Raw genomic sequence first — 17,159 nt, 5'->3', positions numbered from 1 at the left:
GTCTGCGATACGGCGCTGGACGCCGTCGTCCGGCATCCACCTCACTGACCGTCGCCAGCGCCGCCGCTGCCCCGGATCGCGGTAGCGGAACGGGAGCGGCGGTGCTGGATCGTGCTGGTTGACGGTGCTGGCCACCGGCTCGACCTTGTCCATGACGTATGGCCGACTCGGTGTCTCCTCTCGTGTGATTCAGGTAGCCAGTCCGGCGACCGCACGCCAAGGGAGAGTCGGATCGGGACGGAGAATCGGATCGGAGCGAGGTGGCACGGCGGCACCCGAGCGCCCATGCCGGAAGTCGCTCGGGCTCACGCCCCGGGTGCTCTTGAACGCGCCGCTGAATCCGCACTCGTCAGAGTAGCCGACGGCTCGGGCGGTCTCGGCGACGGTCGTTGACGCCTGCTCGGTCAGCGGATCGTCGGTGGGGGACATGCGCCAGCGGGTGAGGTATGTCAGGGGGCGGCTCACTGACCAGGGCGGTGAACCGCTTTGCGAGCGTCGAGCACGAGACGACCGACGGCTCGGCGTGCAGCAAAGGCGGGGCATCGCCGACCACCGGGTCGCGATGTGCGGCGTACCAGGCGGGCGGATCGTTTTCGGCGCTCGCCGTCACACACGACTCGTCCCGGTGCCGGACGAGTACACCGACACGGTCGGCACGTGCGGGCGGCCGCCTCGCACGGCGGCCATGCGCCCGGCCGACGCCCGGGGGACTGGCGGGCCGGGCCGGCTCTGGCTGAACCACGTCGCAGGGCAGTAGTGTCTGCCCGTCTCAGCCGAGGCAGATCAGGGGGGCAGTGGCAGTGTGGACGGGGTGCCGCAAAGCGGCAGGTGCGGCAGTGGCTGCCGGGGTGTTCGTCGTCGCCACCGGGTGTTCGGCGCAGGATTCGGACGCCGACCCGGAAGCGAAGGATGCGGCACCAGCGTCCGTATCACCCTCGCCGTCCGGACCCCCGCTGACGGCCGGGCAGTTGAAGCCCCTCCTGCTGCGGGAGCAGGATGTGCCGCAGGCTGACAGCGCGCCCGTACAGGGTCCCGTTCCCCAGTACGATCGGCGGGTCCTGGTAGAGGGCCCGGACTGCCAGGAAGTGTTCGACGCACTCGTCGCGCACGACGCGTCCACGTCCCTGATCCAGGACTTCTGGTGGAAGAACAAGCGCTGGGGCGGCAGGACCTGGCTGGCCTCGTACGCAGGTACCGAGGCATCAGAGCAGTTCCAAAGGCTCGCGGAAGGACTCAAGACCTGCAAGACGCTGGTGGGGCAGACCCCGGAGGGAAAGCTGAACTCCCGGATCACCGTGGCGAAGGCTCCCGCCTTGGGTGACGAGGCCGTCGCCTTCGGCCTCAGCATGGACGGCCCGGATCGCACCGTGCTGACCGACCGCCACATCCTGGTGCGTGTGGGCGCCCTCACGGTGGACTTCAGCGACCGTGGCAGCGAGCACACTCCCAAGTTCCCTCTCGACGTGGTGGTCGGCAAGCAGCTCGACCGGCTCACGCAGGGAACACCCCTCTGACGGCGGTGGACGTAGTCGTGTCAGCCAGCTCGCCACGAGGACACCTTGTACGGGAACCAACCCCCGCCTGAAGCGGCTCTCAGGGGGCAAGTATCTGAACAACCCGGCGGCGGACACAGCGCCGGCGTCCCTCCTGCCGGGCGGCAGCGGCGATCGCCGCTCGCTGCTCAGGGCCGGGGAGTCGCACGCGGTCCATGAGATCAGCACAAGCGCAGAGGCAGGCAGGTACCAGGGGTGATGTGATCACGGCCTGGTCGGACCGCAGGTGGGGCGTCACGGTGAGCAGGCGGGGACGGTGTCAGTGCCAGGGCGGTGTGGGTGTTCCGTCCGGGTCCAGTCCGTGGGGCCAGAGATTGTCAGCAGAAGTCGGGGCGGTGTCGCCTGCGTCAGCGGCCTGTCGCAGGAGTGCCTCGGCCCCCTCCCGGTCCCCGAACTCGTTCAGCCTCCGCGCCAGGTGGATCAGGGCGGCGGTGTCGCCCACGTTGGCGGTTTTCCGGGCCAGGGTTTTGGCTCCGTCCCGGTTCCCGGTCTCCTCTCGCAGCACCGCCAGGTAAGCGAGGGCGTGGCGGATGCCTGCGTTGTAGGCATGCACGGCCAGGGCTTCGGCTTCCCTCTGGTCCCCGGCTTTCTCGCGTATCACCGCCAGCCGGATGAGGGCGAGGGCGTCGCCCGCACCCGCGGCCTTCCGCAGGAGTGCCTCGGCCTCCTCGTGGTCCCCGGCCTCCTCCATCCTCCGCGCCAGGTGGATGAGGGCGTCGGTGTTGCCTGCGTCGGCGGCCCGTCGCAGGAGTGCCTCGGCCCCCTCCCGGTCCCCGGCCTCCTCCATCCTCCACATCAGGTTGGCCAGGGCGTTGGTGTTGCCCGCGTCGGCGGCCTGTCGCAGGAGCGCTTCAGCACCCTCCCGGTCCCCGGTCTCCTCCCGCAGCGCCGCCAGGTGAGTGAAGGCATTGAGGTCGCCTGCGTCGGTGGCCTCACGGGCCAGGGCTTCGGCTCCGTCCCGGTCCCCGGCCCTCTCCCGCAGCTCCGCCGCCAAGCCCAGGGCGCCGATGTTGCCCGTGTCGGCGGCTTTCCGCAGGAGTGCCTCGGCCTCCTCCTGGTCGCCGGCTTTCTCGCGTATCACCGCCAGGGTGAGCAGGATGCTGGGGCTGCCCGTGTCGGCGGCTTTCCGCAGGAGTGCCTCGGCCTCCTCCTGGTCCCCGGCTTTCTCGCGTATCACCGCCAGCCGGATGAGGATGCTGAGGTCGCCTGCGTCGGCGGCTTTCCGCAGGAGTCCTTCGACCTCCTCCTGGTCCCCGGCCTCCTTGCGTAACTCCGCCAGCCGGATGAGGGCGAGGGTGTTGCCCGCGTCGGCGGCTCGCCGGGCCAGGGCCTCGGCCTCCTCGCGGTCCCCGGCCTCCTCGCGCAGCTCCGCCAGCCGGATGAGGGCGCCGATGTTGCCCGTGTCGGCGGCTTTCCGTAAGAGTGCTTCGGCCTCGTCCTGGTCGCCGGTCTCCTCCCGCAGTTCCGCCAGCCGGATGAGGGCGAGGGTGTTGCCCGCGTCGGCGGCCTTCCGCAGGAGTGCTGCGGCCTCCTCCTGCTCCTCGGCCTCTTCCCGCAGCTCCGCCTCGTGTACCAGGGCGGCGGGGTGGCCGGCGTCGGCGGCCCGGCGGTGGAGGTGGTGGGCCCACTGGAGGCGGTGCCGGATACGGGCTGCGCGGGCGAGCCGGTGGAGGTCTTCGGGATGGGCGAGGTGGGAGTGGGCGGAGTGCCAGAAGGAGGCGGGCGGGCACAGTGCCCAGCGGTCGGCACGTCCGTGCTGGTCGAGGTAGTCGGCGAGCCGGAACACCGGATGGGTGCCGCTGCCCGAAACCGGTCCGGGGGCGCCCGGCGGGCGGTGTCCGGGGCGGGGGGCTGTGCGGCGAAGGGGGGCCTGTCTGCCGTGGACGGGGCGGGCGAGTTCGGCGAACGCGGATTGCGCCCAGTCCTCGGGGAGTGTGTCGTGGTCCAGGTCGCCGAGGTAGTCGATCGCGGCGTCGGCCAGGAAGGTCTGCGGGAGGTCGACGCCGGCGCCGAGGCGGCGTGCGTCCATCGCCGCCTGCAGTACCGCGCGCGCGGCCGGCGTGGCGTGTTCGTAGCGGCGGAGCAGTTCCGGTGCGCCCGCCAGGTCCTGGGCCACGCGCCCGTCGGTCCGGGTCCGGGAGAGGGCGTCCGCGAGCAGCCGGTCACCGCCGTGTGCGAGGACGGCCGCGGCATCGAGGGCTTCCTGGTCGAAGGTGTCGGGGACGGTGAGGGTCCGTCCGGCCAGCAGTTCCCGGACCCGGCTGTGCGGGTCCGGTCCACCGGACTGCGGCGGGGCGGCGTACGTGTCGGCGTACTCGGGCCACAGGGTGCCCAGGACCAGGACCGGCCCACGGGCAGGGTCGGTGAGGAGGCTGTGCACGGCGGCCGCGGTCCGTTCGCCCGTGCCCGGCTGGCCGAGGTAGTGCTGGGCCTCGTTGAACCACACCACGGTACGGGGCCCTACCCGGGTCAGGTCGTCGAGTGCGGCCTCGGCCCGGGTGGGGTCGAAGGGGTGCCACAGCATCCACCCCTGCGCGGCGAGGGGCTGCACGGCTTCCCAGCAGGCCCTTGTCTTCCCGGTCGATGACGACCCGACCAGGACCACCATCCGGCTCCGTCCCTCCATGGAGTCCCGCACCGCCCTCTCGAGGATGTGGTCGTGGGCGCGGCGGACGTACCCGGACAGCACCCGTCCGGGCGCGGCGGAGCCCTCGGGGCCGAGCCAGGGTCCGGCGGGATGTACCTCGAGATCGTGCGGATCCCACGCGCCGACCGGCTTCCCCGGGCCCTGGACGTCCCCCCGAGCGGGCCCCGATTCCCCGGCAGCGGCGCGCCGCAGCTCCAGCAGACGCCCGGGCGGCAGCCCCAGAGCCCGGGCGAGGGCCGCGACCGTCCCGGCCGAGGGAACAGAACCACCGGACTGGAACGCTTCCTGCACGGTCGTACGGCCCAGCCCCGCACGCACGGCCAGCTGCGTCTTGCCCAGGCGGGCCCGGGCCAGCCCGTCGGCCAGCAGCTCGCGCAGCTCTCCGAGTGCCGCGGCAGGTTCCGTCCACCCGTCATCCATGTGCCTGCCCCCCGGCCGGTTGTGTTCGCCGGTGTTCATCATCGTGCGCCCGGACCCCGGCGGACACCGTTTCCGTGACCTTGGGTCACATTCAACGCCCCGTCGTCCGCAGGGAGTTCGCCGTGTCCGGTCTCGCCGTCGTCCTGATCACCGCCACGCTGGTGGTCGTCCTCGCGCTGCTGGCCGCCGCTGGCGCGGGCAAACTCGCCCGCATGGACGGCGCCACCTACCCCGTTGCCGTCACTCGGGCCGCCGTCGCCTTCGCCGCCACTCTCACCCTCGCCGCCGCCCTCACCGGCGCACTCGCCCAGGTCATCCCCTGAACTCCCGGACGGGAACACCGATCCACCAGCACCCGGCCCGGCCGTCGCCCTCAGCACCTGATCCCGAGCGCCCCGGGCGATGACCAGGCAGGCTGAGTCTGTGTGCACGTACGAAGTCCGGGCCCAGCTCGTGGAGGACGCGGCCGTGGTCGCGGTGACGTGGGCATCGGCGGCGGGTCCTGGGTGCGCTGGCCGGATTCGACGGGCCGGGCCGGCGGGGAGCTCGTCACGGAAGACCGCCAGCGGCCTGTCGCTTGGTCGGTGCGCGCTGACGAGCGGGCGACGGTGGTCACCTCGCGGGCTCCCGAGGCGCGAGGCGGACAGCGTCGCGGCTGTGGTCATGGCTTCGGCCCGCTGGCTGGAGGAGGGGGACGTGATCTTGGGGTGGCCGGACGGCCAGGTGATCCGGGTGCCGGGGCCCTGGGCCAGTCCGGAGGGGCGGGTGGACATAGAGGTTGACGGCGTGGCGGCCGAGATCGACGCGCACGAGCAGATCGAGGTCCTGGCCCGGTACGGGATGGCTGTGCCGCGGGCCTTCGCCGATGCCGCCCGCCTGTGCCGTCCCGGCGAGCCGGGCACCGTGGGCCACGAGCGCCTGATGGCCTCGGCCAGCCGCGGCACGGGCCCGGTGTGGCGATCTGCGGTACGCCGAGGAGGCGGCACGCAGGATCACCAGCCCGGTCCTCCACTCCCTGGAGTCCAGGCGCAGGGCCTGCGTGTGCGGCTGCTGAGAGCGGACCGGGGCCCGGGTCAACCCCGTGCGGCGGCCGCCACCCTGCGATGAACTACGCCACCTGCACAGGTGATGATCCGACCGCTGCGGGCCCGTGACGGCAGCGGCACTGATATCCCCTGTGCGTGATCACAAATCTGAGGCGTGTCTCCATGGCCGCTGCCGCGGTGCGCCCACGCGTGGTGTGCGCCGAGGCACTGCTCGCGCGGATGGCGGGGGCGGATGTTCATGCGGTCTGTACAAGCCAGTTGACAGTAAGTAGCGTCCGTGACGTCACGTGCTCCTCCGAACCGGAAGGTGATTCCGTGATCCACGACTTCGACCCTCCGCCGCGCCGGCCCCAGACGTTTGACGACCTCTTCGCCAGCAAGGCCGTCCGGCGCGTCCAGTCTCCGGCCGAGTCCCATGAGTACAAGAAGGCCCAGGGCTCGTCGGACGGCGCCCACACCTACGACACCACCTCCATCTGATCCCGCCCGCAGCCCGAACCGACCCGGCTGCACCGCCCACTGCGGAGTGTCCGTGCTGACCCTGCGCCTCACCCCGTACGCGGACGACACCTGGCAGTGGCACCGGGACCGGTACCGGACCCGTGACCGCCGCAGCGAGATCGTCCCCCTGCACCACCCGATGGCCGAGCACCTGGCCGTGACGGATGGACGCCGGACCCTGCTGTCCGTCCGGGAACGCGCCGCCGGACGGCCACCATGCGACCCGGCCGTCCGGCACCTGGCCCGCGAGGAGTACGAGCAAGCCCGCGCTCTCGCGCAGCGGTGGCCGGCCGACTACATCCTGGTGGAGACCGTTCCCCAGGACCCGGTCCGGATTACCGCCGGAGCCTGCCGCACCACACCGCTCTACCTCGCCCACGACAGCAACACCCTGCACGGATCCTGGGACATGGGCGACCTGCGGCCCCACGCGCAACGCCTCAACACAAGGGAGGCCGCCCGCCTCCTCCTCTACCGCCCCCGCTACACCACGACACCCTCTTCACCGGGATCCACCGGCTGACCGAGCGCTCCAGCGCCCACTACGGTGGCCACCTCTTCCTGCGCTACCCCGCACCCGCCCTCCACTGCGGACCCCGGGACCTCGCACCGGATGCCGACGTCCAAGCCGCGTTCGTCCAGGTTCTCGACGACGCCCTCGACCTGCGTCCTTTGGACCCGGACCGGTCCCACTTCCACCTGACCGGCGGATTCGACTCCGCCACGATCGCCACCCGCGCCGCCGAGCGCTACCCAGGACGCCTGAACACCTCGGCACTACTGATCGCCGGGCCCGGCCGAGCGCAGCAGGTCCGGCGCCGCAATGAGATGCGCACCGCTGTGCCGTTCGGCCCTGTCGACGCGCTGGTCGACGCCCTGACGCACTTACCCCTGCACCCTGAGTGCCAACGGGTCCGTGGAGCGTTGATCAGCCCGTACGAGGATCCCCTGCACTACCCCTTCGTGACTCTGGCCCAGCGGATCGCCGACAGCGGCGCTCACACCGTGGTCACCGGGATCGGCGGCGACGAGATGGTCGCCCTTTCCCAGGAGGAATATCCGCACCGCGCCTCCGGATCCCTGAAGGATGCTGAATCGCTGCCCTGGATCGGGGCGCGCGTCGTCCAAGTCGCGCCCTTCGGCGACGACGGCATCGCACCGGCGGCAGCGGTGAACAGCATGACCCTGCTGTCCCTCGAGAGCGCGGCACCGGTCATGCTCCGCGCCGGACTGTGGCCGCTGCACCCCTTCGCCGACACCGGCATGGTGGCACTCGGCGAAGCACTGCCCATCGACTGGCGCGAACTCAAACAGCTCCAGCGCCGCCGACTGGCCTCGCTCGGCATGAGCAACGCGGTGACCCGACCGGCCGAACGCGAAAGTTTCGCCGAGGTCGTCGCACAGGCACTGATCCGGCACGGCAAGGACCTGCTGGCCGACATGCTCAACACCGGCTCCCCCCTCTTCGAAACAGAGCTCATCGACCCCGACGGCCTGCGTACCGCACTCAGCGAAATGAACCACGGGACCTACGACGAGATGAGGCACTCCCAGCTGATCGAGGTCATCCACCTCCACCTCGCCGCCACCGCCTACCTGTAACCCCCAGGTCCGCTACGCGAACGGGGAGACGATGCCCCTGAACCGGTCCTGAAGATCTGCCACCCGCTCGGCACGCCGCCCCATCAGAAACATCGGCCCCCGAGACTTCTGCATCTCATGCACCACCGCGAACCCCTGCCGCCGGTAATAGGCCACCAGCCCCGGGAACCGGCAGCCGCGCCGCACCCACACCCGGCCCTCCTCGAAGGCCCGGTCCACCGCCCACAGAGCCAGCAGAGCTCCCGGCTTCCACGCACGCACGGCAGGGTCGGTGACCGTCGTATAGAGGTAGAGCGCCGACTCGTTCAGTTCCTGCTCGGTCCACGCCATCGCAGGGGTCGAATCCGTCACCGTGGTGCAGCCCACCGGCTTCCCGTCCGCCTCCAGGATCCACGTCGACCCGTCCGGATTGGCCGTCAGCCCACTGACGACCCCGACATCCTGACGCCAGCTCGGCCACCCTCTCTCCTCCAGCCAGACGGACCGCGCCAGCACGATCGCCTCCACCGCAGGACCGTCCTCCCGTACAGCCGGCCGGACACCGAACCGGACACCAGATCCACCCGTGCCAGAGGCTCCGCTCGGACCAAGACCTGCCACATGCGCAACCGGCTTTTCGCTCATGAAGGCCACCGTACCGAGGAATGACAGTGCAGGGGCGGGTACCCGTCTCGAAAGGCCGCGGCGGGCTGAAAGCGGACGAAGGGCACGCCGTGCGTGGCGAGGTCGGTGAGCTGGTTCTCCCCGTAGAACACCAGGACGTTCCGCCCGGCGGGCAGGTCAGGCGCTGCGTGCCTGGACCGCCGGGACTGCGGCGCTGATCGCCGAATGGTCCCCCCGGCAGCGCCGGGCACTGCGGCACATCGATGAGGCCGCCGCTCTCGCACCGGCCGGTGAATCACGCATCCGCATCGCCGCGATCAAAGCCAGAACCGCCGCCCGCATCGGCGATAACCGGCGCGCCACCGCAGCGCTCGAACGCCTGCGCGCCGCCCAGGACGAGACCCCGGTTCCGGACCGCCTCGTCGACTTCGGCGGAATCCTCACCTTCCCCCAGACGAAGCAGGACTACTACATCGGCGCGACGTACGCCCTGCTCGGCCGGCACGCCGAGGCGGAACGCTACGCCGTCCGCGCGATCGACCAGTACACCCGTGGTCCCCGCGAGGAACGCTCCTACGGTGACGAGGCCCTGGCCGGCATCGACGTCATCACCGCGCGGCTGGCCCAGGGCGACCTCGAAGCGGCGGCTACCGTGCTGCGGCGCGTCCTGAGCCTTCCGCCGGGCCGGCGCATCCAGCAGCTGGGCGGCGGACTGGAACGCGTCACCGACGCGCTGCGGCAGCCCGCCCTGCGGTCCAGTCCCGCCGCGCGGGACCTCACCGAACTGGCCCGGGAATTCAGGGTCCTCGACGGCGGCAGCGCGCTACCGTCTCCGGAATGAGGATCATGCGCGCCGCTCCCCAGGACGCCGTCCACGAGGTCTGCTCCCGGCTCGGCCTCTCGCGCCGCGGGCTGACGGCGATACGCAGCCACGCGACCCCCGTGTTCCTCCTGCCCGGCCCTGGCGTTGTCGCCCGCGTGAAACCCCGCTCGGAGGCGGTTTCCGTGGCCCGGCAGATCGCGCTGGTGCGGTGGCTGCTCGATCAGCAGTTCCCCGCTGCGGAGCCCCTGCCGGTGCCCCAGCCGATCGAGGTTGACACGCATGTGGTGACCCTGTGGGTGCACTACCCGCAGACCCGGACCGAGCCCCCGCCCCCGAGCGCCCTCGGCTCCCTGCTGAAAGACCTGCACCGGCTCCCGTATCCGCCGGTGGAACTACGCCCGTATCAGCCGCTCGCATCGCTGCGGAAGACCGTGGCACACAGCGCGAACCTCGCACCGTACGACCGCCGCTGGCTGAGAGAGACCATCGACGAGGTCCTGCGCGCCTACCACCAACTGCACTTCCCTCTCGGCCACGGGTTCATCCACGGCGACGCCTACCCCGGCAACACCCTCTGGGACGGCACCGAGGTGCGTCTCGGCGACTGGGACGAAGCCGCCACCGGCCCCAGAGAGCTCGACCTCGCCAACACCTTCCAGGGCACCCGCTTCGGCCGCACGCCACAGCAGATCGCGGCATTCGTCCGGCACTACGGCCACGACCCCTCGCACTGGAACGGACTGCCCACGCTGATCAGAATGCGAGACCTGCAAACCCTGGGGTCGTTCATCCGCCGCGCCGGCACTGGCGACCCGGCAGCAGTCGCACAGCTCCAGCACCGCCTGACGACACTGCGTACCGGACAGGCACACGCCCGATGGGACATCCACTGAACGATCCCTGCACATCCGCGCCCGACCAGGCGCGGGCCGTCCTCTTCGCGCGGCGGCCGTGCTGATCAGCACCTGTCGATGGACCAGTCCGGCCGTGTGGCGTCCGGCTCAGTGCACCGCCCGGGGATTCGTGCGAGCCCCTTCCCGGGGTCCTGATCTCCTGGCGCTCGGGTTTCACCAGGCACGTGCCGGACTGCTGGTCGGCGGCGTCGTGCGGCCGGTTTGCGGTTCTCACGTGTGGGGGTGGCCGAGCCAGAAGGCGGCGACGGATGGGTGGTCAATGCCGGTGGTGGAGCCGTCGTGGGGGAGGAGTTCGGTGGGGGCGATGCATCCGTCGCCGGGTGCGAGCCGGATGCGCAGGCAGTGCACCCGGTGCGCCGAACACGCCGGCAACTGGCACCTGCGCGCCACCGCCCTCAACTGGCGTGCACGCCAAGCCATCTGGTCCAACGCACCCGACGCCGGACTCACCCACGCCGAGAACGGACTCATCCGCTCCGACCGCCTCACCCCCCGCGAGCAAGCCATGCTCCACAACGCCCGGGCACGGGCGTGGGCGAAAATGGGCCGCCACCAGGAACCCTCACCGCCGTCGGCACGTCCGACGACATCTTCGCCTACGCCACCGACGGCGAAGACGGCCCCTGGATGGCCTACTACGATCACGCCCAGCACCACGGCGACACCGGCCACGCCCTCTTCGACCTCGCCCTCCTGCCCGGCCAGTCCTCCCACGCGGCCGCGACTCGGCTCCAGACAGCGATCAAGCACCATGGCGACGACTACGTACGCTCCCGGGCCCTGTCAGGCACCAAACTGGCCACCCTCATCATGACCAGCGGCGATCCCCATCACGCAGCAGCCATCGGCAACCGTGCCCTCGACGAAGTCGGGCAACTCCGCTCCCGGCGTGCCTTCGACGACCTCCGAGCCCTCGCCCACGCAAGCCACCCCTACCGTCGCAAGCCGGATATCGCCGAGCTGCGCCGCTGTATCGCCACCACCATCAGCTCGTGAACCAGCACCTCCAGCACGCACGTTCCCTCCTCGACCGGATCCTCGATACGGCACGGATCTCCGCATCGGGCGCAGAACCCATCCGGCTCGCCGCGAACGATCTCTGGCGGCTGCCCGCGGGCATCGTCGTCCGGATCGCCCGCTCCGGACAGGACCAGGCAGCCCGCCGTGAAGTAGCAGTGACCCGATGGCTCCACGGCCAGGGCTTCCCCGCGGTCAGACCCCTGCCCATGGACCAGCCCGTCCACGCGGCGGGGCACGCCGCCACGTTCTGGGAAGAACTCCCGCCTCACGTGCACGGTACCCGGGCCGATCTCGCACCGCTGCTCCGGCGATTCCACGCCCTGCCCGCCCCCTCCGTCCTGGGCCTGGAGCCCCTCGATCCGTTCGTCAGACTCACCGAACGGATCACCGGCACCCGCAACCTCGCCACCGCCGACCGCAGCTTCCTGCTCCCACTGTGCGGAAACCCTCCGCACACGATGGGCGTCCCTGGCCGGCCGCAGACCCCGCCGACTCGTCCACGGCGACGCCTGGACAGGGAACTGTGCGGTCACCGCTGACGGCCGCGCACTGCTACCTCCACCGCGGTCGCCGCGGACACCTTCGGCAGTCTCGATGCGACGTCCTACCGTCAGTTCACCGACGCCTACGGCTCCGAGTCCGCACCGGAGAGGACTATCCGACGCTCCGGGCGATACGCGAACTGCGGCTGACCACCTTCGCGTTCCAGGCCGCCGACCGCGACACCCGGGCCCTGGCACAGGCACACCACCGCATCTCCTGCCTGAAAGGAGAACAAGGCCCCCGCCCGACGAGCGAGCACTCCACACAACACCAACCACGCTGGTCAAAGCCGCGTAACCCGTGTTCAAAGATAAGGGGCAAGACCCCCCAGTTGTACGCCGGCCGCCACCGCCTTCGCAGCGGAGTCAAGGGCGGACCTCCAGCTGTCGTGTGACCCTGGTCATCCGCGCGGCCTTGAGTGCCCCGCTTCGCCGCTGCCCGGCCTCCTGCTCCGGGCTGGAAGTGCCCCGACGGGTTATCGATCCGCCACCGCCTCGCCCTTTGAGTGTCCGCACAGACATGCAGACACTCCCTATGTCACAACATAGTGCCAATGGTGCTGTCACGGGATAAAGTGCAGAAGTGATTGGCATCGATCGCGGCGACTGTACGTGCGTGCCAGGGCTGGGCACGCGCAACCCGACCGCGTACGCGTGCGTACGCGCGTCTGTCGCCGGAACCCAGACGCTCGAGATCAAACAGAAGATCAAACAGAACAGATGCACCGGACCCGCGCTCCATTCACCGCTCCGGCGGCCTGACGGTGCCAAAGGGGCGGTTCTGCACCGCGCGCACCGTCGCATCGCCCGCGACGGACGGCTTCGGCTGCCGCGCGGTGGCGCTGCCGCCAGGACCAGGCCGGTCCCGTCGTGACCGCATACCTCCCTCGCCCGGGCGACAAGCCGCTGGTGGGAGGAGTCACCGTCCGGGACCTGGTCGAGCTTCGGCACCTCCAGGCGACCCCGCTCGCCGGCGAGGAGGGTCTGGACCGTCAGGTGTCATGGGCACACGTGAGCGACGCCTTCGACCCCTGGAACTGGCTGGAGCCCGGAGATCTCGTGCTGACCTGTGGCTACATCGTTCCGGAGGAGCCGGCGGCGCAGGCCCGTTTCGTGGAGAAGATGGCCGCGTCCGGTCTGAGTGGCATCGTGATCGGGGAGGACGCGCGCCGTCCGCATCTCTCCGACGAACTGCTCGCCGCGGCTGACCGTGTCGGATTCCCCGTGATCGAGGGTGCGCACACCGTCGGCTTCGCACAGTACGTTCGGTTCGTCGCCGCCGCCAACGCCCGAGGTGAGGACCGGTCTTTCATCCAGATCGCCCGGGTGCACGGCGAGGTGATGGCAAGCCTGCGCGAGAAGCTCGCGGGCACGGAGTTCGTGGACCGCCTCAGCAGCGTGGTGAGCTGCACCCTGCACGTTGTCGACCCTGAGATGTGGGAACCGCTGATCCGCGGCGGCGGCGCCCCCGGACACGCGTGGAAGGCCGCATACGACGAGGAGGTCCGCCGCTCCTCCGGCCGCGCGCCATTCGTGATGCATCTGGCTGTCGGCGACCGGACGGCCCTGACCATGCCGATCCCCAGCGAACGCTCTGCCTGCCTCATCGCCCTCCCCGACGGGAACTCGGACCCGCAGCTGGCGGTCCTGCAGCAAGTCGCCGCCGCGTGCGCGCTGGAGATCGGCCGCGTCGACGCGGCTGTGGAACGCTCCCGCCGATCGGGGGCAGGGCTGCTGAACGACGCCCTGAACGGCCGGCTTGAACCAGCGGTCCTGACCGCGCTCTTCCACGAGCGCCGTCTGCGGGGCGACCTGCGTGCTCTGGCGGTCGACGGCCACCCCGCCGCAGTCGACAGGCTCGCACGCAGATGGCTGATCCGGGGCATTCCGTTCCTGCTCGTTGAGACAGGCCAGGTCGCCGTTGCGGTGGTCCGGGCCGACGACGTCCCGCCGACCGACCTTGAGGAGCGCACCAGGCTGGAACGGTGGCGTGCCGGGCTGAGCCCCCCGTTCGTGGAGACCGGCAACCTGGGCGATGCCGTCCGCCAGGCCCGGTGGGCACTGGAGACCGTCAGCCCGGACGGCTCGGCGCTCGCGCTCTACGGCGACGGCAGCCCGTCCTTCCTCCCGCGGACGCTCGCCGAGTCCGAACTGACCGCCACCCGCGTGCTGGGCCCGCTCATCGAGTACGACCGCGAGCAGGGTACCCAGCTGATCAAGACACTCCAGGTGTACCTGGAGTGCGATCGCTCGCCAAGCCGGGCAGGCGAATTGCTCTTCATCCATACGCAGACCGTTAATTACCGGATGACGCGGATCCAGGAACTGACGGGCCGCTCGATGCGTTCCACCGGGGACGTGAGCGAGCTCTGGTTCGCCCTGCGGGCGCTGGCGCTCTCCCGGACAGCTCAGTAGCGGTGGCGCGCGGCGAACACCTGTCCCCGCATATGGCCCTGGGTGCGCGGGTTATCGCGCGGCACAGTGGGCAGTCCGGGGCCGGGATGCCAGGCTGCATCGGGCTATGGGTCGACAGCACGAGGGAGCAGTCATGGGCAAGCCATTCGAGGGACGCAGTGTGATCGTCACCGGGGTCGCCTCCGGTCTCGGAAGTGCCTTGGCACAAGAGTTCGCAGCCGAAGGCGCGCAGGTCCTGGGCTGCGACGTCAACGATGAGGCGGGGGCTGCCGTCATGGACGGTATCGGCATCTACCGCCACACAGATGTTTCCAGGGAGTCTGAGGTCGAGGCGCTCGTAGACGACGCGGTACGGCGGTTCGGCCGACTGGACGTCATGGTCAACAACGCCGCGATCCAGGTCGAGGAGGAGCTGGCAGACACGACCGAAGAACAGTTTGACCGCGTCCTGGCCGTCAATCTGAAGGGCCCGTTCTTCGGCTGCAAGCACGCTATCCGCGTGATGCGCGGCGCGGGCGGCGGCGCGATCGTCAACGTGTCATCCGTCCTCGCCCTGGCAGGTGACCCCATGCTCGCCGCCTACGGCGCCGCGAAGGGAGGAGTACTCGCGCTGACCAAGTCGGCCGCGGTGAAGTACGGGCGTGAGAAGATCCGCTGCAACGCTGTCTGCCCCGGTGACATGGAGACCCCGCTTGTCGAGGCGTACTTCGCCGCAGCGGAGGATCCCGCAGCTCTGCGCGCGCAGGCCGAGGGCGAGTATCCGCTGGGCCGGATCGGCCAGCCGCGCGAGATCGCCCGGGCTGTCCTCTTCCTGGCGTCTGACGACGCGTGCTTCGTCACCGGTGAGGCGCTCGTCGTCGACGGCGGACTGCTCGCCGAGTGCTACTGACTGATGGGCCTGTGCTTCGATCCGCACTGGCTCTGCCGCAGGCCGGAGTACCGGCGGATGAAGAACCAGGACACAGCGCCTGCGGTCCGCCGGGGGTGCAGATCCACCAGATCGTCGGCAAGATCCACGACCACGCTGTACTCCGGTACGCAGGCCTGCCTCCTCCCCTCTGAGCGGTCTTCCCGGAGACGCGTCCGTATGCGTCGCACAGCGGCGGTCGCGGGACCTCCCACGCGATCACCGAGTCGCCGATCCGCTCCCCGCGCTCGCCGGCGGACTCGGTCGCAGCCGTCGGGGCTCCCGTGCCCGCCTCCACTCGACGAGCTGCCCGAGGAGCACCCTCTCCTGCCGTCCAGAGCAGCATCAGGTACGTGTCCGGCCGCAGGCCGGAGCCTCGATGACGTCCTGGCGGTCAGGCTGCCCAACCCCACCCAAGATCGGAGATCTCCATGCGAAGGCTGGGTCTTGTCCACACTGTCTCCCGACTCGCGCCGACGTTCGCCGAACTCGCCGCAGAGTTGCTCCCCGCCGTCGAAACGACCGTCATCACCGACGAGCTCCTCCTCAAACGGACAGTCCGCGACGGCGCGGTCGACAACCTGACGCACGACCGGCTCCGTGGCCACATCACCGCGCTTGCCGACTTCGGTGTCGACGCCGTATTGGTGACCTGTTCCTCGGTCGGCCGCGTGGTGGACGATATCGCGCAAGCGGCGGACGTTCCTGTCCTGAGGGTCGACCGTGCCATGGCCGAGCGCGCCGTCGTGCTCGGTTCCACCGTCGGCGTCCTCGCCACCCTGCCCACCACGCTCCACCCGACCACCGCACTCGTCGAGGCGGCCGCGCGCGCGGCCGGCCGGACCGTAACGGTCGTCCCGCAGCTTTGCGACGGCGCGTTCGCCGCGCTGGACCGCGGTGACGGCACACGGCACGACGCGATCATCGCCGGGGAACTCGACCGCCTGACAGCCCGCGCCGACGTGGTCGTGCTCGCCCAGGCATCGATGGCACGGATCGCCGCCGCGCGGCCTGCGGGAGGCACGCCCGTGCTGTCGAGCCCCCGGCTCGCGATGGAGCGTCTCGCCGAGCGCGGGGCAGTCGCCGGACATACGTAGGCGTCCTCCTCCGACCATTCCCGCCTACTCCTGTACGGGGTGATGAGTGCCCGGCCGAGGTTGGTGCAGCGCGCTAATGGTGGGGGTCTGAAGGATGCTCCAGCATGGCTGCCATGAACCACGAATGGACGCCCAGAATCCTTGGTCTCGGCGGCACGACCCGTGAGGGGTCCTCGTCCGAGCGCGCGCTACGCGCCGCTCTGGATCTCGCCGAACGTGCCGGCGCCGAGACCGACCTCCTCCTCGCCCGCGACCTGGAGTTCCCGGCATACGCTCCCGAACGAGGGGTACCCAGTCCGCAAGTCGGCCGCCTGCTGGAGCTTGTCCGCCGAGCCGACGGGCTGATCGTCGCCAGTCCGGGATTCCACGGTGGCCCGTCGGGCCTCATCAAGAACGCGCTGGACCATTTGGAGGAGCTGCGCGAGGACGAACGGCCCTATCTGGACGGCCGCGCGGTCGGGTGCATCGTCTGTGCGGCCGGATGGCAAACGACGACAACCACCCTCGCGGCGCTGCGGTCAACCACTCACGCGTTGCGGGGCTGGCCGACGCCTCTCGGCGTTACGATCAACTCGGTCCCGGTCGGCGGCGTGGATCCGATCGCGGCCGCCGCGCCACAGCTCGGTGTCCTCGTCAGCCAGGTCGTCGGGCTGGCACGCTGGCAGCGGGCAGAAGCCACATCAGAGGTGAAGGTCGGGGCGCACGCAGCGCCGTGACCGCAGTTCGGACCGCTCGTTCGCCGTGGCGGCTCTTGAGGCCGTACCCGGCACAAGACAGAGACAGCCCCGGCGCCGCGCATCCGGAAAGATCTCGTCAGCGCCGATCTGCGACAACGCCGGGTACGGCCGTGGCGAAGCGGTCACCGCAGTGGCCACCCGGACCGGCGAACCAGCTCTCAACCCGTACCTGCCCCCGGCTACCGAGCCGACGGCCCGAACTGCGCGCACATTCCTGCGGCACGAGATGAACACCGGCCCGAGCCCCACCTGGCGGCACACATGGCAGGACTCGAAGGTTGGTCCCGACCCGGACGAGGAAGTGACGTGATCCCCATGACCCCCGGCAGACC

The 17,159-nt window shown here is 70.5% G+C and carries 20 protein-coding genes; 14 read left to right on the top strand and 6 right to left on the bottom strand.

Translation table 11 applies throughout. The annotated features are described in order from the left end of the window. Window positions 1–189: 189 nt before the first annotated feature. A complete protein-coding gene (locus tag ACWF94_RS04600) occupies window positions 190–429 on the bottom strand; it encodes a helix-turn-helix domain-containing protein (RefSeq protein WP_453484630.1) in 240 nt (79 codons plus the stop codon). 407 nt (window positions 430–836) lie between these two features. On the opposite strand from ACWF94_RS04600, the gene ACWF94_RS04595 reads away from it, so the two are divergent. After that, complete coding sequence (locus ACWF94_RS04595; protein WP_453484629.1) at window positions 837–1,514, top strand: hypothetical protein; 678 nt, start codon at window positions 837–839, stop codon at window positions 1,512–1,514. A gap of 298 nt (window positions 1,515–1,812) precedes the next feature. Here the strand turns inward: ACWF94_RS04595 and ACWF94_RS04590 are convergent, their stop codons facing one another. Next, window positions 1,813–4,620: a hypothetical protein gene (locus ACWF94_RS04590; RefSeq protein WP_453484627.1), complete on the bottom strand. Its 2,808-nt coding sequence runs from the start codon at window positions 4,618–4,620 to the stop codon at window positions 1,813–1,815. Between the two features lie 80 nt (window positions 4,621–4,700). On the opposite strand from ACWF94_RS04590, the gene ACWF94_RS04585 reads away from it, so the two are divergent. From ACWF94_RS04585 to ACWF94_RS04565, 5 genes are all read left to right on the top strand, one after another. Further along, window positions 4,701–4,943, top strand: a complete 243-nt coding sequence (locus ACWF94_RS04585) for a hypothetical protein (RefSeq protein WP_453484626.1) — start codon at window positions 4,701–4,703, stop codon at window positions 4,941–4,943. Between the two features lie 373 nt (window positions 4,944–5,316). Further along, a complete protein-coding gene (locus ACWF94_RS04580; RefSeq protein ID WP_453484624.1) occupies window positions 5,317–5,727 on the top strand; it encodes a hypothetical protein in 411 nt (136 codons plus the stop codon). A gap of 254 nt (window positions 5,728–5,981) precedes the next feature. Next, window positions 5,982–6,146, top strand: a complete 165-nt coding sequence (locus ACWF94_RS04575) for a hypothetical protein (protein WP_453484622.1) — start codon at window positions 5,982–5,984, stop codon at window positions 6,144–6,146. Window positions 6,147–6,198: 52 nt separating this feature from the next. After that, complete coding sequence (locus tag ACWF94_RS04570) at window positions 6,199–6,690, top strand: hypothetical protein (RefSeq protein ID WP_453484621.1); 492 nt, start codon at window positions 6,199–6,201, stop codon at window positions 6,688–6,690. 149 nt (window positions 6,691–6,839) lie between these two features. Beyond that, window positions 6,840–7,769: an asparagine synthase-related protein gene (locus ACWF94_RS04565; RefSeq protein ID WP_453484619.1), complete on the top strand. Its 930-nt coding sequence runs from the start codon at window positions 6,840–6,842 to the stop codon at window positions 7,767–7,769. Between the two features lie 12 nt (window positions 7,770–7,781). On the opposite strand, the gene ACWF94_RS04560 is transcribed toward ACWF94_RS04565, so the two are convergent. Both ACWF94_RS04560 and ACWF94_RS04555 read right to left on the bottom strand, forming a co-directional pair. Then, entirely contained in the window at window positions 7,782–8,276 is a 495-nt protein-coding gene (locus tag ACWF94_RS04560; protein WP_453484617.1) for a GNAT family N-acetyltransferase, read from the bottom strand. Between the two features lie 391 nt (window positions 8,277–8,667). Beyond that, entirely contained in the window at window positions 8,668–8,877 is a 210-nt protein-coding gene (locus ACWF94_RS04555) for a hypothetical protein (protein WP_453484615.1), read from the bottom strand. 147 nt (window positions 8,878–9,024) lie between these two features. Between ACWF94_RS04555 and ACWF94_RS04550 the strand changes: the two genes are divergently transcribed. Further along, window positions 9,025–9,213, top strand: coding sequence for a hypothetical protein (locus ACWF94_RS04550; RefSeq protein ID WP_453484613.1), 189 nt, complete (start codon window positions 9,025–9,027; stop codon window positions 9,211–9,213). Then, window positions 9,210–10,088, top strand: a complete 879-nt coding sequence (locus tag ACWF94_RS04545; RefSeq protein WP_453484610.1) for a phosphotransferase enzyme family protein — start codon at window positions 9,210–9,212, stop codon at window positions 10,086–10,088. The genes ACWF94_RS04550 and ACWF94_RS04545 overlap by 4 nt, the downstream gene beginning before the upstream one ends. Before the next feature lie 231 nt (window positions 10,089–10,319). On the opposite strand, the gene ACWF94_RS04540 is transcribed toward ACWF94_RS04545, so the two are convergent. Beyond that, the gene (locus tag ACWF94_RS04540; protein ID WP_453484608.1) at window positions 10,320–10,529 is read right to left on the bottom strand and encodes a hypothetical protein; all 210 of its coding nucleotides are present in this window, start codon (window positions 10,527–10,529) and stop codon (window positions 10,320–10,322) included. 111 nt (window positions 10,530–10,640) lie between these two features. Between ACWF94_RS04540 and ACWF94_RS04535 the strand changes: the two genes are divergently transcribed. The 4 genes from ACWF94_RS04535 to ACWF94_RS04520 all read left to right on the top strand — a co-directional run bounded on the left by ACWF94_RS04535 (window position 10,641) and on the right by ACWF94_RS04520 (window position 14,975). Next, window positions 10,641–11,105, top strand: a complete 465-nt coding sequence (locus ACWF94_RS04535) for a hypothetical protein (protein WP_453484607.1) — start codon at window positions 10,641–10,643, stop codon at window positions 11,103–11,105. After that, window positions 11,102–11,668: a phosphotransferase gene (locus tag ACWF94_RS04530; RefSeq protein ID WP_453484605.1), complete on the top strand. Its 567-nt coding sequence runs from the start codon at window positions 11,102–11,104 to the stop codon at window positions 11,666–11,668. The genes ACWF94_RS04535 and ACWF94_RS04530 overlap by 4 nt, the downstream gene beginning before the upstream one ends. A gap of 873 nt (window positions 11,669–12,541) precedes the next feature. Further along, window positions 12,542–14,086, top strand: coding sequence for a PucR family transcriptional regulator (locus ACWF94_RS04525; protein WP_453484603.1), 1,545 nt, complete (start codon window positions 12,542–12,544; stop codon window positions 14,084–14,086). Window positions 14,087–14,219: 133 nt separating this feature from the next. Further along, window positions 14,220–14,975 (top strand): SDR family NAD(P)-dependent oxidoreductase, encoded by a 756-nt coding sequence (locus ACWF94_RS04520; RefSeq protein ID WP_453484602.1) that lies wholly within the window; start codon window positions 14,220–14,222, stop codon window positions 14,973–14,975. Here ACWF94_RS04520 and ACWF94_RS04515 read toward each other — a convergent pair. Next, window positions 14,969–15,103 (bottom strand): hypothetical protein, encoded by a 135-nt coding sequence (locus ACWF94_RS04515; RefSeq protein WP_453484600.1) that lies wholly within the window; start codon window positions 15,101–15,103, stop codon window positions 14,969–14,971. The two genes, ACWF94_RS04520 and ACWF94_RS04515, sit on opposite strands and share 7 nt — an antisense overlap. 321 nt (window positions 15,104–15,424) lie before the next feature. Here ACWF94_RS04515 and ACWF94_RS04510 point away from each other — a divergent pair, with 321 nt between their 5' ends. Further along, window positions 15,425–16,090 (top strand): aspartate/glutamate racemase family protein, encoded by a 666-nt coding sequence (locus ACWF94_RS04510; RefSeq protein WP_453484598.1) that lies wholly within the window; start codon window positions 15,425–15,427, stop codon window positions 16,088–16,090. A 104-nt stretch (window positions 16,091–16,194) separates the two neighbouring features. Continuing rightward, window positions 16,195–16,806: an NADPH-dependent FMN reductase gene (locus tag ACWF94_RS04505; protein WP_453484596.1), complete on the top strand. Its 612-nt coding sequence runs from the start codon at window positions 16,195–16,197 to the stop codon at window positions 16,804–16,806. Window positions 16,807–17,159: the final 353 nt, after the last annotated feature.

The organism is Streptomyces sp. NPDC055078 (assembly GCF_053607985.1).
The sequence above is the reverse complement of the archived record's forward strand: the minus strand, read 5'-3'. Positions and strand labels throughout refer to the sequence as shown.

Excerpts from the sequence above, each read along its gene's own strand:
- ACWF94_RS04510 (WP_453484598.1), top strand. The coding sequence starts at position 15,425 with ATGCGAAGGCTGGGTCTTGTCCACACTGTCTCCCGACTCGCGCCGACG.
- ACWF94_RS04540 (WP_453484608.1), bottom strand. The coding sequence starts at position 10,529 with ATGGCTTGGCGTGCACGCCAGTTGAGGGCGGTGGCGCGCAGGTGCCAG.
- ACWF94_RS04520 (WP_453484602.1), top strand. The coding sequence starts at position 14,220 with ATGGGCAAGCCATTCGAGGGACGCAGTGTGATCGTCACCGGGGTCGCC.
- ACWF94_RS04590 (WP_453484627.1), bottom strand. The coding sequence starts at position 4,620 with ATGGATGACGGGTGGACGGAACCTGCCGCGGCACTCGGAGAGCTGCGC.
- ACWF94_RS04545 (WP_453484610.1), top strand. The coding sequence starts at position 9,210 with ATGAGGATCATGCGCGCCGCTCCCCAGGACGCCGTCCACGAGGTCTGC.
- ACWF94_RS04505 (WP_453484596.1), top strand. The coding sequence starts at position 16,195 with ATGGCTGCCATGAACCACGAATGGACGCCCAGAATCCTTGGTCTCGGC.
- ACWF94_RS04600 (WP_453484630.1), bottom strand. The coding sequence starts at position 429 with ATGTCCCCCACCGACGATCCGCTGACCGAGCAGGCGTCAACGACCGTC.